Source organism: Enterococcus spodopteracolus, assembly GCF_030441955.1.
Classification (GTDB): Bacteria; Bacillota; Bacilli; order Lactobacillales; family Enterococcaceae; genus Enterococcus_B; species Enterococcus_B spodopteracolus.
The window spans coordinates 224,842-238,904 of sequence record NZ_JARJHD010000004.1; the positions used below are offsets into that span (position 1 = coordinate 224,842).

At 39.1% G+C, this 14,063-nt stretch carries 12 protein-coding genes; 1 reads left to right on the forward strand and 11 read right to left on the reverse strand.

Going from position 1 to position 14,063, the window contains the following annotated elements; all coding sequences use genetic code 11:
- Window positions 1–8: 8 nt before the first annotated feature.
- From P3R27_RS07780 to P3R27_RS07815, 8 genes are all read right to left on the reverse strand, one after another.
- Window positions 9–878, reverse strand: a complete 870-nt coding sequence (locus tag P3R27_RS07780; RefSeq protein WP_034689093.1) for a class II fructose-bisphosphate aldolase — start codon at window positions 876–878, stop codon at window positions 9–11.
- Window positions 879–1,141: 263 nt separating this feature from the next.
- Window positions 1,142–2,752 carry a CTP synthase gene (gene pyrG / locus P3R27_RS07785; protein ID WP_301356574.1) on the reverse strand — a complete coding sequence of 537 codons (1,611 nt, stop codon included), beginning with the start codon at window positions 2,750–2,752 and terminating at the stop codon, window positions 1,142–1,144.
- A gap of 657 nt (window positions 2,753–3,409) precedes the next feature.
- Window positions 3,410–4,750: a type I glutamate--ammonia ligase gene (glnA, locus tag P3R27_RS07790; RefSeq protein WP_010736064.1), complete on the reverse strand. Its 1,341-nt coding sequence runs from the start codon at window positions 4,748–4,750 to the stop codon at window positions 3,410–3,412.
- A 29-nt stretch (window positions 4,751–4,779) separates the two neighbouring features.
- Complete coding sequence (locus P3R27_RS07795) at window positions 4,780–5,175, reverse strand: MerR family transcriptional regulator (RefSeq protein WP_010736065.1); 396 nt, start codon at window positions 5,173–5,175, stop codon at window positions 4,780–4,782.
- A 169-nt stretch (window positions 5,176–5,344) separates the two neighbouring features.
- Entirely contained in the window at window positions 5,345–6,589 is a 1,245-nt protein-coding gene (hflX, locus tag P3R27_RS07800) for a GTPase HflX (RefSeq protein WP_284592285.1), read from the reverse strand.
- Window positions 6,586–7,509 carry a tRNA (adenosine(37)-N6)-dimethylallyltransferase MiaA gene (miaA, locus tag P3R27_RS07805; RefSeq protein ID WP_301356577.1) on the reverse strand — a complete coding sequence of 308 codons (924 nt, stop codon included), beginning with the start codon at window positions 7,507–7,509 and terminating at the stop codon, window positions 6,586–6,588. The genes hflX and miaA overlap by 4 nt, the downstream gene beginning before the upstream one ends.
- Window positions 7,510–7,516: 7 nt before the next feature.
- Complete coding sequence (locus P3R27_RS07810; RefSeq protein ID WP_034689101.1) at window positions 7,517–8,251, reverse strand: glycerophosphodiester phosphodiesterase; 735 nt, start codon at window positions 8,249–8,251, stop codon at window positions 7,517–7,519.
- Between the two features lie 134 nt (window positions 8,252–8,385).
- On the reverse strand, window positions 8,386–8,850 hold the full coding sequence (locus P3R27_RS07815) for a hypothetical protein (protein WP_404830921.1): 465 nt from the start codon (window positions 8,848–8,850) through the stop codon (window positions 8,386–8,388).
- A 243-nt stretch (window positions 8,851–9,093) separates the two neighbouring features.
- Here P3R27_RS07815 and clpP point away from each other — a divergent pair, with 243 nt between their 5' ends.
- The gene (gene clpP / locus P3R27_RS07820; RefSeq protein WP_010736070.1) at window positions 9,094–9,687 is read left to right on the forward strand and encodes an ATP-dependent Clp endopeptidase proteolytic subunit ClpP; all 594 of its coding nucleotides are present in this window, start codon (window positions 9,094–9,096) and stop codon (window positions 9,685–9,687) included.
- 81 nt (window positions 9,688–9,768) lie between these two features.
- Here clpP and P3R27_RS07825 read toward each other — a convergent pair whose 3' ends face one another.
- The 3 genes from P3R27_RS07825 to efrA form a co-directional block, all read right to left on the reverse strand.
- Window positions 9,769–10,257: a gamma carbonic anhydrase family protein gene (locus P3R27_RS07825; RefSeq protein ID WP_301356578.1), complete on the reverse strand. Its 489-nt coding sequence runs from the start codon at window positions 10,255–10,257 to the stop codon at window positions 9,769–9,771.
- Window positions 10,258–10,330: 73 nt separating this feature from the next.
- A complete protein-coding gene (gene efrB, locus P3R27_RS07830; RefSeq protein WP_301356580.1) occupies window positions 10,331–12,091 on the reverse strand; it encodes a multidrug efflux ABC transporter subunit EfrB in 1,761 nt (586 codons plus the stop codon).
- Complete coding sequence (efrA, locus tag P3R27_RS07835) at window positions 12,088–13,818, reverse strand: multidrug efflux ABC transporter subunit EfrA (protein ID WP_034689105.1); 1,731 nt, start codon at window positions 13,816–13,818, stop codon at window positions 12,088–12,090. The genes efrB and efrA overlap by 4 nt, the downstream gene beginning before the upstream one ends.
- Between the last annotated feature and the right edge of the window lie 245 nt (window positions 13,819–14,063).

The window sequence follows — 14,063 nt, forward strand, 5'->3', positions numbered from 1 at the left end:
TTTATCGATTATGCTTTGTTAGCAGAACCGAACCAGTCGATATGAGACTCAGCATCTTTAACGATTGCTGCTTTACCTGGTGCTAATAATTTACGAGGGTCAAATCCTTTACCTTCGCGGTCTTTACCAGCTTCGATATATTCACGAGTTGCTGCAGCAAATGATAATTGGAATTCAGTGTTCACATTTACTTTAGAAATACCCATTGAGATAGCTTTTTCGATTTGATCTTGAGGAATACCAGATCCGCCGTGTAATACTAAAGGTACATCTGAACCTACAGCATCAGCAATTGCTTGTAAGTGATCAAATGCTAATCCGCTCCAGTTTTCTGGATATTGACCGTGGATGTTACCAATACCACATGCTAAGTAGTCAATACCTGTTGCTACCATTTGTTTACATTCTTCGATGTCTGCTAATTCGCCTGATCCGATGATTCCATCTTCTTCTCCACCAATTGAACCAACTTCACACTCAACTGAGATTCCTTTAGCGTGAGCTTTTTCAACAACGTCTCTAGCTAATTTCAAGTTTTCTTCGAATGGTAAATGAGAACCATCGAACATAACTGAAGTATAGCCAACTTCGATACATTCTAATGCAGCATCGTAGTCACCGTGGTCTAAATGGATTGCCACTGGAACAGTGATGTTCATTGATTCAACTAAATTAGTGATCATATCTTTACATACTTTGTAACCACCCATGTATTTAGCTGCACCCATTGAAGTTTGGATAAGTACTGGTGCTTTTTTAGCTTCAGCTGCTTCTAAGATCGCTTGAGTCCATTCTAAGTTGTTTGTGTTGAACCCGCCGACAGCATAACCGCCTTTACGAGCAGCTTGTAGAAATTCAGCTCCTGATACTACTGGCATAATAAATTCCTCCTAAATTTTGTGAAAACTAAATTTGTTAAGATGATCCTTAACCAACGAACCTATTTTACCAAACATTTCACTAGTTTTCTACTAAAATCAATAAAAATGAAAATTTTCAAGACGCTTTTTTCATTAAATAAATAAAATCCACCGAAATATCTTAGGTAAAAGGCTCTCTATAAACATTTAAAATATTTATTAATAACAATTCTAATAATTTGACATCCGCTGATTTTGACGGATCAATTTCCTAGTATTTTTTATTTTGATTCGCATTCCGTTAACGAAGCACCAACAAATGCTTTGATCAATTTCTGTGGACGGTTCGGACGTGAAATCAATTCTGGATGGAATTGACATCCAACAAAGAATTTCTTCTCGGTAATCTCAACAATCTCAACTAAACGATTGTCTGGAGATACACCTGAAAAGACTAAACCATGCGCTTCAAATTGTTGACGGTATTTGTTGTTGAATTCATAGCGATGACGGTGACGTTCTTGAACAACTTCTGCCCCATCATAAGCTGTAGCAGTAGTTGTGCCTTTTTTGACTTTACATGGGTAAAGCCCTAAACGTAATGTTCCACCAAGATTTTCCACGTTCTCTTGATCTGCCATCAAGTCGATGATGTTGTTTGTTGTTTCTGGGATTGTTTCCGCTGAAGCAGCATCTTCTAACCCTACGACATTCCGTGCAAATTCAACACAAGCCATTTGCATCCCTAAACAAATCCCTAAGAATGGGACATCATTTTCACGAGCATAACGAATGGCTTCGATTTTTCCTTCGATTCCTCGATCACCAAAACCACCTGGTACTAAGATCCCATCTGCCTCTTTCAATCGTTCGTCCACATTTTCACTCGTCAATTCATGTGCTTTGACCCAATCCAATTCGATATCCGCATCAAATGCAAAACCTGAATGTTTCAATGCTTCCACAACTGAGATATACGCATCAGGTAATTCAACATATTTCCCTACTAAAGCAATACGAACTTTTTTCTTCAAGTTCAAGACACGATTTTCTAATGCTTTCCATTCTGTCATATCTGCTTCTGGTGTTGAAAGCTTCAAATGATCACAAACGATCCGATCCATTCCTTGTGATTGCAATAATAACGGGATTGAATATAGTGTATCTACGTCTGGTGATTCAATCACTGCTTCTGGTTCAACGTCACAAAATTGTGCCAATTTATTTTTGACATCTTGAGATACAGGTTGCTCTGTGCGCACGACTAAGATATTTGGTTGGATACCTAATCCACGTAACTCTTTCACGCTATGTTGTGTTGGTTTAGTTTTCATTTCACCAGCCGCTTTTAGATAAGGAATCAACGTTGTATGGATATACATCACGTTGTCAGAACCAACATCAGCTTTCATTTGACGCAACGCTTCTAAGAATGGCAGTGATTCGATATCTCCAACTGTGCCGCCGACCTCTGTGATAATGATATCTGAGTCAGTCATTTTAGCTGCACGCATGATTTTTTCTTTGATTTCATTCGTAATATGCGGAATTACTTGGACAGTTGCGCCTAAGTACTCCCCTTTACGTTCTTTACGTAAGACTTCTGAATAAATTTTTCCTGTCGTCACATTGGAGTATTTGTTCAAGTTGATGTCAATAAAACGTTCGTAGTGGCCTAAGTCCAAATCCGTTTCTGCTCCATCATCTGTAACGAAAACTTCTCCGTGTTGGTATGGACTCATTGTTCCGGGGTCCACGTTGATGTATGGATCAAATTTTTGGATCGTTACTTTCAATCCACGATTTTTCAACAAACGGCCTAAAGATGCTGCTACGATCCCTTTACCAATCGATGAAACCACGCCGCCTGTCACAAAAATGTATTTTGTCATATGTTCAAAAACTCCTTCTTGTTTTATCTGCAGGAAAAGTCTAAGAAAATAAATAAGGCTCCCTATCCTTCTAAAGAATAGGGAGCGTTGATTTCTGTAAACTTCTGACCCTCTAAAAGGGTGCCCAAGGTGTATATTACAAGCTATCTAAACGAAAGTCAAGTATTCAATTACGTTTATATCTACTGGATGGATAAAAGTACTTTCACTGACGTCAATACATTAAGTCGTATGAAACGCAATAAAAATAGTGGAAGAAAATATTACTATATATCGAAATCGTTGGAACAAAAAATCTCATAAGCGATCAAATAATCGATTTATAGAAAAAAATTTCGTTCGGATGGGCCGCTTTTTTCTCCTTCCCATACCATATCAAAGCAAGTAATGGGAAAGTTTTTTCCATATCCACTACAAGCGAGTCACAAGACCAAAAAATTCACACTCCAGTGATGAAGAAAAAATTGTCTAGGACATTAGTCCTCTTGTACCACTTAAAACCGAATAAACGGCGGGAACAGAAGTAACCTCTTCAGAAATAAGGCGCCATCCACAAAAATTTGAAAAACAATTTTCGCGGATGACGCCTTATTTCTCGAGGCTGAACACTTCTGTCCCGACCTCTTCTATACTTTTCATTGATTTAACGGGATTTTATTAGTAAAGCTCTAAATATTGTTCTCTTTCCCATTCAGAAACGGTTTGTCTAAAGGCAGCCCATTCCAGACGTTTTGCCTCCACAAAGTTTGCAAAGATATGATTGCCTAACGCATCGATCATCACTTTGTCTTTGCGCAATTCTTTGATGGCATTGTGGATTGTTGATGGAAGATCTTGGATTTGCGCTTCTTCACGTTCTTCTTCGTTCATCACGTAGATGTTACGATCAACAGCCGGTGGTGGTGTCAATTCATTACGGATACCATCTAAACCTGCTTGTAATAAAACAGCCATTGCTAGGTATGGATTCGCTGCTGGATCGACAGAACGTAATTCTAAACGAGTGGATAAACCACGAGATTCCGGTACACGTACCAACGGCGAACGATTACGTCCACTCCATGCTACGTAAACAGGGGCTTCGTAGCCTGGAACTAAACGTTTATAAGAGTTGACCGTTGGATTGCAGACTGCCGTATACGCGCGGGCATGTTTCAATAAGCCACCTAAGAAATGATACGCAGTTTGACTTAATTCTAAATCTCCGTCTTTATCATAAAAGGCATTTCCATCTTCATTGAATAAAGACATATTGCAGTGCATTCCAGAACCATTGATCCCGAATAATGGTTTTGGCATGAAAGTCGCATGCAAGCCATGTTTACGAGCGATGGTTTTCACGACTAATTTAAACGTTTGGATATTGTCACAAGCATCAACGACATCTGCATATTTAAAGTCGATCTCATGCTGTCCAGGAGCCACTTCATGATGAGAAGCTTCCACTTCAAAGCCTAAGCTTTCTAATTCCAATACGATATCTCGACGGCAATTTTCGCCTAGATCCGTTGGTGCAAAATCGAAGTAACCACCTTTGTCATTCAACGTCGTTGTGATGCCACCATCTTCATCTAATTTGAACAAGAAGAATTCTGGTTCAGGCCCTAAATTGAATGAGGTAAAGCCAAGTTTTTTCATGTCATTTAATGAACGTTTCAGATTGCCACGAGGGTCACCAGCAAATGGAGTACCATCTGGATTATAAATATCACAAATCAGGCGCGCCACTTTGCCGTGGTCGCTTTCCCATGGGAAAATCATCCAAGTAGAAAGATCAGGATACAAGTACATATCACTTTCTTCGATTCTGACAAATCCTTCAATCGAAGAACCATCAAACATCATTTTATTCTCAAGTACTTTGTCGATTTGACTCACTGGAACTTCAACATTTTTGATTGTTCCTAATATATCTGTAAACATCAAACGTAAAAAGCGTACGTTCTCATCCTCAATGATTCGTTTAATTTCTTCGCCTGTGATTTGTTTCTTTACCATGGTATCCCTCTTTCTTTTTTTTATTTCATTCAGTCAAAGTATTGACGTTGTTGCAAGCCTTGTGACTGATAATGTCCTGTTTTGGCTAACCCACCTTGAGCTAATATCTCATCACGAAAAATTTGACGAACGTCGTGATCGGTCAGCGGTTTTTTACTTTTTTCTTCTTGTTTTTTCGCCTGTGCCATTTCATAGACCCGTTTGATGCCAGCCATATTCAATCCTTCTGAAAGATAATCCTTGATTTCTAATAGAATATCGATATCATTCAATGAATACATGCGGCGATTTCCTTCACTGCGCTCAGGATGAACAAATTCCTGTTCTTCATAATACCTGATTTGTCGAGCAGTCAAGTCTGTTAGTTTCATAACTGTACCAATTGGAAATACCGACATTGAACGACGTAATTCCTTTTCTCCCATCTGACGTCTCCTTTCGTCCTATCAATTGAATAAAGTATACCAATCACAAAAAAGACTGTCAACCTCTCATGTCAGGTTTCCTTACATGAGAGGCGGTTTTTTTTATAAAAAAACTTGATCCACTTCTATATAAAGTCGATCAAGCTCGTTTTTTCTTATTCTTTATTTTTTAAAATAACTCATCTTTTTTTAGCCATTTTGAATTTTTATTCGCAAAACCACGTACTTCATAGCTATTTTGTTCTTCAATGAAGCGTTCATCTAATACAAGTGTCTGCCGTCTCAACTCACTTAATGTTTGTCCTTGATCACTTGGCACAATTTTCGTATAAGGAAGCATCAACTCCATCAATTGCCGTTTGATGGCCTCAATCAAGCGTTCTTTGCCCTCTTGTGTCTGAGCAGAAATCAAGACATTCGGAAATAAAGTCGGTATAAATCCTGCTGTGTCGATTTGGTCTGATTTATTATAGACAGTCAATACAGGCATTTCTTTCATATCTAACTCGTCCATCAACTTTAAAACTGTTTGTTCTTGCAAGATTCGATCAGAAGAACTTGCATCGACCACATGGAGCAGGAGATCCATCCCTTGACTTTCTTCAAGGGTTGAATGGAACGCATCAATCAACTGGGTGGGCAGATCTTGGATAAAACCAACTGTATCCGTTACAGTCAATTCGAATCCTTCCGCAAAACGCCATTTTTTCGTCAACGGATCAAGGGTGGCAAATAGTTGATCTTTCGCATATGATTCGGCTTGCGTCAATAAATTAAGAATTGTTGATTTACCCGCATTCGTGTAACCGATCAAACCAATTTGAAACACTTCGCTACTTTGTCTTTTTTGCCGATTACGTTCTCGATGAGCCTCCACTGCTTTTAGCTCTCTTTTTACGCCTAAGATCTTGTTGCGGATATGCCGACGATCCGTTTCCAGTTTTGTTTCTCCTGGTCCCCTTGTACCGATCCCACCACCAAGACGAGAAAGCGACTCACCTTGTCCAGCGAGACGAGGTAGTAGGTATTGCAATTGCGCCAATTCGACTTGCAGTTTTCCTTCTTTAGATCGCGCACGCATCGCAAAGATATCCAAGATCAATTGGACTCGATCAATGACCGGCGCCCCTACCGCATCGGTAATCAGCTGACTTTGACGTGGAGTCAATTCATGGTTGAATATGACAAGATCTGCCTCATAAGCATCTGCTAATTGGGTCAATTCTTGAAGCTTTCCTTTACCGATCAACGTTTGACGATCCACTTGCGGTCGTTTTTGCGTGAGTCTATATACGACTTCACCAGCTGCTGTATCAATCAATTGTTCCAATTCTTTCATTGATTCAGCAAAATATCGCTGATTTTCTTCCGTTTCTACACCAACAATGATTACTTTTTCTTTTGCTTCTCTCATGTTCTCACCTCTTCCAGCCAACCTTCGATGGCATTTTCGATCTCTGCTAGATCTGTCGGTTTTTTCAAGAGATCGAACCAATGCGCCGTCAAACGATTACGAAACCAAGTCAGTTGTCGTTTGGCATAGCGCCGAGAGTTCAATTTGATTTGTTCGACTGCCTCATCTAGAGTGATGTTTTCTTCAAAATAAGGAAAAAATTCTTTATAGCCGATCCCTTGACTGGCTTGAACCCCCCCTAATTCATAGACCTTTCTTGCTTCTGCAATCAATCCCTCTGTGAGCATTTGATCCACTCGTTGGTTGATTCTACTATAAAGGAACTTACGCTCCGTATCCAGACCGATCATATAATAATCATACAAGCACTCAGGTCTATCTTTCGGCGCCATGATACTATAGCCTGTTGTCTCAAATACTTCTAATGCGCGAATCACTTTTCGCTGATTATTCCAATGGATTTTCCCCGCCGCAAGCGGATCGCGTTCATTCAAATAAGTCCAAAGTTTTTCTTTTCCTAGTTCTTCAGCCATTTTTTCATATTTCTCTCGAACAGCAGCATCCGTTTCTTCATTTGCTCCTAATTGAAAATCGTACAATAACGATTGAATATATAAACCGGTACCACCAACGATGATCGGCAAATGTCCTCTTTCGGTGATCTCCTTGATCAACTTGCGACCTGCCTGTTGAAAATCCGCTGCCGAATACTGCTGGTCTGGCTCGATCACATCAATCAAATGATGAGGGATCCCCATCATTTCAGTTGGGTTGATTTTTGCCGTACCGATATCCAAATGTTTATAAATTTGTAAGGAATCTCCACTGATGATCTCGCCGTTGAATTTTTGGGCAAGTGTCACACTTAACGCTGTTTTACCAACTGCTGTGGGTCCTACGATCACTAATACTTTTTCCATATGGCTCCTACTTTTTCATTAATTGTTTAACATACCAAGCACGTTCAGGAAAGTCTGTGATGAGTGCATCCACAGGTTCCTTTAATCCTCTTTCAAGCTCTTCTGTCGTATTGACTGTCCAAAGACGAATACGCTTTGGAAACTCCTGTATTTCCTGAGGATGCGCAAATGCCCAAGTTGCTTTAGGGTGAAGACCTTCAATAAAAGGTAAGGTCTTAGCTAGATCTAATTTTTTCATTGAATCACTCATTAAAAGATCCAGTTGTGCGTCTGGTTCGATGACAGATAAACGTTCTAATGAACGAAGGTTGAAACTACAATAAGCATGACGAAACGGCCACTCATTTTTTGTCATAAGTTCAGATACTTGTGCTTCGATTCCTTCATACTCATACTTGTCCGTTTTGATTTCGATCATCAATGTTCCTCGATAATTTTTTTGGAGAAGTAGCGAGAGTACTTCTTTTAGCGCAGGGATTTTCGCTGCTGGGAAATCTTTACTAAACCAACTACCAGCATTCAATTTTTTCAGCTCTTCGAGAGTCTTTTCTCGAACAAGGCCTTTGCCATTGGTTGTTCGATCAACGGTTTCATCATGAATAACGATCAGTTGACCGTCCTTACTAAGATGGACATCTAGCTCGATCCCATCCGCCCCCACTCTTACTGCTTCAGAAAAAGCGGGCAATGTATTTTCCGGATGGGTTCCTTTACTTCCTCGATGTGCATAAATCTGTACCATAGTCCTCACTCCGATCATCCCTATTTTACCACAGGAACAAAAAAGAAAAAGCTTGGGCTAATTGTAAGTGCCCAAACTTTTACTTTATCAAAATGTTTAGTTTCTCTTATCATTGAATAAAAAATATGTTTTGTTTAGCTCCACACATCATCTTTTGAGAAAAAGCCGATTGGTTGTCTCGTCGTATTTTTCAACTGGGATTTTTTCTCATTGATCATTGCGGTCAAATTATCTGTGAAGTTTTCCAAAATGACACGCCCACCTTTGTAAGCATAGCCGCCAATCTTCATCGTTTCATCCGGTGAAAGAATCACTTTTCGATGAGCGATATTCTGGAATAATTCATCTAAAATATAATTTGGCAAATAAAAATTATTTTGTGCCGAAAATGATTGCAAATACGCAAAGTCATCGATTGTGATATAACAATCGTCAAAAGCATCAAAGCTGACATATTCGTCCAACAAGCTCGCACGCTTTTGGAGAATCTCATTGATTTTTTTATTTAATTGATTCAATGTTTCGATTTCTTTGACTTTCAGTTCCAATTCGCGTCTACGTTGCTCTTTATTCTCAAGATGACGCATTTGGATCGCCATCCCTAAGTAGACTAAGATTGCTCCTACTAATACACCGATAAAACCTGTGATAGCAATTACCAATTACGGTTCCTCCTTCTTATTGATTTCTTTTTTATCATAACATAAACTCACTTTATGAGACTAGCTCTCGGAAAGTTTTTTCATTTGACCTTTATTGACCAAAAATGTATACTACTTTGTAGGTAATCAAAATCAATTTATGTTACACTATTTCTAAACAAATCAAGGAGGAACCTTATTATGAATTTAATTCCTACAGTTATTGAACAATCCTCACGTGGGGAAAGAGCCTACGATATTTACTCACGTTTATTGAAAGACCGCATCATCATGTTGAGTGGACAAGTAACAGATGATCTAGCAAACTCAATCATCGCACAATTGCTATTTCTAGATGCACAAGATTCTGAAAAAGACATTTACATCTATATCAACTCACCTGGTGGTTCTGTGACCGCTGGAATGGCCATCTATGACACAATGAATTTTGTCAAAGCAGATGTCCAAACAATTGTTATGGGGATGGCTGCTTCAATGGGAAGTTTCTTATTGACTGCCGGAACAAAAGGGAAACGATTTGCTTTGCCAAATGCTGAAATCATGATTCACCAACCACTTGGTGGCGCACAAGGACAAGCAACAGAAATCGAAATCGCTGCACGTCATATCTTACAAACCCGCGAACGTTTGAATAAAATCTTAGCGGAACGTACTGGTCAACCAATCGAAGTGATTGAAAAAGACACAGATCGTGACAACTATATGACTGCTGAACAAGCCAAAGCATATGGCTTGATCGATGAAGTCATGGAAAACAGTGCTTCATTAAGCTAATTAATCCGCACGACTATAAAAGAAGGTCCGTCATTCAAAGATGACAGACCTTCTTTTTCTACTGTAAAATAAGTGATCAGCTTATTTTTGCCATTCTTTGAAGAATCCATCTGCATGTTTTTGTCCCATCTCGATATAATGCACAATATTCTGTTTATTTTTTTGGATTTCTTCTTCTGTTAACGGACGGATTACCTTGGCTGGTCGACCAAAAGCTAAAACATTCGGTGGGATAATTTTTCCTTCTGTCACAAGTGAGCCTGCTCCGATCAAACTATTCTCACCAATAACTGCATGGTTCAATACAGTCGTTCCCATGCCGATCAATGCGCCTTTTTCGATTTTACATCCATGAAGCATACATTGATGTCCGACTGTGACATTTTCAGCAATCTCAACTGAGGCATCATGATCGACATGGATGACCGTCCCATCTTGGATATTGGTTCCTTTGCCGATTTTGATCCAATTGCTGTCGCCACGAACCACTGCTTGGTACCAAACCGTAACATCTTCTCCTAATTCTACATCACCGATAACCGTCGCATTATCTGCTATAAACCTTGCCATCTTTTTCCCTCTTTTCATTTTATTGAAGAAAAAAGGTCCTAGAAGACTATTCGTCCCTAGAAACCTCTTTTCATTATTCCGCTGCTTCAGCAAATTGGCTGTTATAAAGTTTCTCATAGAAACCGCCTTTTGCTAATAAACTTTCATGTGTTCCTTTTTCAATGATTTGACCTTGATCCATCACTAAGATCAGATCGGCTTCACGTATCGTCGATAGACGGTGAGCGATCACAAAACTCGTTCGTCCTTCCATCACTTTATCCATTGCTTTTTGGATCAACGCTTCAAGTCTCGTATCAACAGAACTAGTCGCCTCATCCAGAATCAATATCTTCGGATCGGAAACAACCGCACGAGCAATCGTCAGCAATTGTTTTTGTCCCAACGAGACATTATCTCCTTCTGAATTGATCTCCATTTCATAACCATCAGGCATCGTCCGGATAAAATGATCGACATTCGCTGTTTTCGCTGCATCAACGATCTCATAATCCGTTGCATCTAATTTACCAAAACGAATGTTGTCGGCAATCGTGCCCTCGTACAACCAAGCATCTTGCAGTACCATCCCAAACATGGAACGAACATCACTTCGGCTCATCGCTTTCGTATCAATCCCATCAATTTTGATCCCGCCATGCGTCACATCATAAAAACGCATCAATAAGTTGATCAATGTTGTCTTCCCAGCGCCCGTCGGTCCGACAACTGCTACCATTTGTCCAGCTTTCACCTCAAAGTTCAAGTCTTGGATCAAAGGTTTCTTCGGATCATAAGCAAAATCGACATGTTCAAACGAAACATTTCCATAGATCGTTTCTGGCAAAGGAACATCGGTCTTGTTTTCTTTTTCCTCAGGTTCATCTAAAATCTCAAATACCCGTTTCGTGGCTGCGGATGCACTTTGCAATACGGAAGATAATTGCGTCACATTACCCATTGGTTGGCTGATTTGCCAAATATATTGGATAAAGGCTTGTAATTGCCCAACCACAATAACTCCAGAAATTACATAAAAGCTGCCCAAAACTGCCATACCGATATACGTAGCGTAGGCAGTTAATTGTACTAACGGCATCATCAATCCAGAAATAAAGGCTGCTCGAAACCCAAAATGTTTCAAGCTATGGTTGACCTTATGAAATCCTTCAAATGTTTCTTTCTCACGACCGTATACTTTTAACACACTGAATCCAGTCATGTTTTCCTGAACATAGCCATTTAATTCACCTAAAGAATTTTGCATTTCTTGGAAATATTTTTGAGAAGCATTGATCACTCGTTTAGATATCCAAATTGACGCTGGAATCATGATCATTGAAATCAACGCCATGACCGGTTGGATATAAAACATCATCGCTGCTGCCATCGTGATGCCCAAAATAGCATTGACAATACCGATAAAGGCTTGTTGCAAGGCACCACTAACTGCGTCAACATCATTCGTTACACGAGATAAAATATTTCCTTGTTGATTTTTATCGAAATAAGAAACCGGCAAACGATTGATTTTTTCTTCAATATCTCTACGCAAGTCTTTCATGGCACTCTGAACAACATTTGTCATCAAAACCCCAGAAAGCAATTGAGAAATACTATAACCTGTACCAACCACCGCGATCCAAATCAAACAGTTGATGATATAAGAAAAATTGATTGCCTCATTATTCACTAGATTTTTACTGATTTCTGTTGTTGGAAGCCCGACGACATAAGGCAATGCCGCATTGAAAGCCACTGTTAAAAATGTAAATAGTAGCACTAAGATAAACATCAATCGGTAAGGACGGATATAGCGAGCTAAACGTTTAAAAGAAGCGAAGGTTTTTTTCATGCTAATTCCTCCTTCGATAATTGAGAAGCGGCAATGTCATAATAAATCGGACAATTTTCTAGTAGTTCACGATGTGTGCCCATACCTACTACTTCCCCTTCATTCAATACGATGATCTTATCGGCGTGCATGATCGTACCCACACGTTGTGCAACAATCAATACGGTTGATTCAGTTGTTTCTTTTTTCAATCTTGCACGAAGTTTTGCATCCGTTTGATAATCAAGTGCTGAAAAACTATCATCGAAAATATAGATTTCTGGTCGACGGATGATTGCTCGTGCAATGGCTAACCGTTGCTTCTGCCCACCTGAGAAGTTTGCTCCACCTTCAGAAAGATGTTCATCATAACCGTCCGCTTTTTTAGAAATAAAGTCGGTTGCCTGCGCAATATCAGCCGCACGTTCCATTTCCTCTTGCGTTGCATCTTCTTTTCCGTATCTCAAGTTTTCAGCGATCGTTCCAGTAAACAATAGTGCTTTCTGTGGAATAAACCCAATTTTTTGTCTTAGTTTACTCAACTTGTACTCACGCACATCTACACCATCAATCAGGATCTCACCATGAGTAACATCATAAAAACGTGGAATCAATTGGATCAATGTAGACTTCCCACTACCTGTACTACCAATAAATGCGACTGTTTCCCCAGGTGAAGCAGTAAAGCTGACGTTGCGGATCACTGGTTCTTGCGAATGTCCAGGGTAAGCGAAGGTCACATTTTTAAATTCAATGTAGCCTTTCGTTTTTGTTTCCGATATGCCATTTGGATCTTCAACAATAGCAGGAGTAGCATTTAAAGCTTCTTGGATACGACTAGCAGAGACTGCTGCTCGCGGATACATCATAAACACACTGGCAAACAACATAAATGAAAACAACGCGTGGAAAATATATTCAATAAAAGCAATTAGATTTCCTACTTGCAACTGTCCATCTGCAATTTGTAGCGTACCACTCCAAATAATCAAAATCATCACAATATTGAAGAGGAAGAAAAAGCCAGGTTGAGCAACTGCCATTAAGCGAAAGAGACTTTTAGAACTTGAAGCATAATTCTCGTTGACTTTTTCAAATCTTTTTTCTTCGAATTTTTCATTTACAAACGCGCGGATAACGCGTAGACCTGATAGGTTTTCACGTAAAATACTATTGATCCTGTCTAAATTCTTTTGTTGGATTTTTGATAAAGGTTCAGAAAATTTAGCAATCCCAACAACAGCCAACAATAAGAATGGCAATGCACCAATCACGTATAAACCAAGAGATGGACTTGTACGCATAACCATATACAAACTAACAACAAACATCATCGGTGCCATAAAACCGATTCTTAGAATATTTTGTAGAAACAACATGATTTGATACGCATCATTGGTCGTACGAGTGATCAATGATGATACACCTAGTGTTTCATATTCTTGATGTGAATACGTTTGGATATGTTTGAACAGATCATCACGAATGTCTGCAACGATATTCGTCGTGATCCTTGACCCAAAATAACCTAAAAATATATTCATTATGATCCCGATCACAGTGATCACGATCATCAATAGTCCTTGTTGTTTCACATAGTCAAAATCATCGTTGAGGATTCCAACATCGATCATGCGTGCTAAAATAGTTGGTAGACCTAGTTCGATCAGAATAAAACCGAACACACAAATAAAATTCAACACCAAATATTTTTTATAGCGCATGGTGTAATGCCACATTAACTTCACTTTATCATCTCCTTTAAATATTCTATCTTGCCATTACTTTCAATAGTAGCACAATCTACTACTTTATAGAACACTACATTTTTCAAAAAGAAATTTTTCTGAAAAATATTTTCTCTTCGTACGTTTTTTCATTTTACAGTGACCGTTTTCTATACTTATCTCTTGATTTATGCTAGAATAGCAATTAACTATTGTATGTTTCATACAGAGGATCCGAGTAAAAAATATTCCAATTGGATAAGCAA

What these genes read in the sequence shown, in the direction of transcription:
- P3R27_RS07780 (WP_034689093.1), bottom strand. Translation starts at nt 878, where the DNA reads ATGCCAGTAGTATCAGGAGCTGAATTTCTACAAGCTGCTCGTAAAGGC.
- pyrG (WP_301356574.1), bottom strand. Translation starts at nt 2,752, where the DNA reads ATGACAAAATACATTTTTGTGACAGGCGGCGTGGTTTCATCGATTGGT.
- glnA (WP_010736064.1), bottom strand. Translation starts at nt 4,750, where the DNA reads ATGGTAAAGAAACAAATCACAGGCGAAGAAATTAAACGAATCATTGAG.
- P3R27_RS07795 (WP_010736065.1), bottom strand. Translation starts at nt 5,175, where the DNA reads ATGGGAGAAAAGGAATTACGTCGTTCAATGTCGGTATTTCCAATTGGT.
- hflX (WP_284592285.1), bottom strand. Translation starts at nt 6,589, where the DNA reads ATGAGAGAAGCAAAAGAAAAAGTAATCATTGTTGGTGTAGAAACGGAA.
- miaA (WP_301356577.1), bottom strand. Translation starts at nt 7,509, where the DNA reads ATGGAAAAAGTATTAGTGATCGTAGGACCCACAGCAGTTGGTAAAACA.
- P3R27_RS07810 (WP_034689101.1), bottom strand. Translation starts at nt 8,251, where the DNA reads ATGGTACAGATTTATGCACATCGAGGAAGTAAAGGAACCCATCCGGAA.
- P3R27_RS07815 (WP_404830921.1), bottom strand. Translation starts at nt 8,850, where the DNA reads ATGGCGATCCAAATGCGTCATCTTGAGAATAAAGAGCAACGTAGACGC.
- clpP (WP_010736070.1), top strand. Translation starts at nt 9,094, where the DNA reads ATGAATTTAATTCCTACAGTTATTGAACAATCCTCACGTGGGGAAAGA.
- P3R27_RS07825 (WP_301356578.1), bottom strand. Translation starts at nt 10,257, where the DNA reads ATGGCAAGGTTTATAGCAGATAATGCGACGGTTATCGGTGATGTAGAA.
- efrB (WP_301356580.1), bottom strand. Translation starts at nt 12,091, where the DNA reads ATGAAAAAAACCTTCGCTTCTTTTAAACGTTTAGCTCGCTATATCCGT.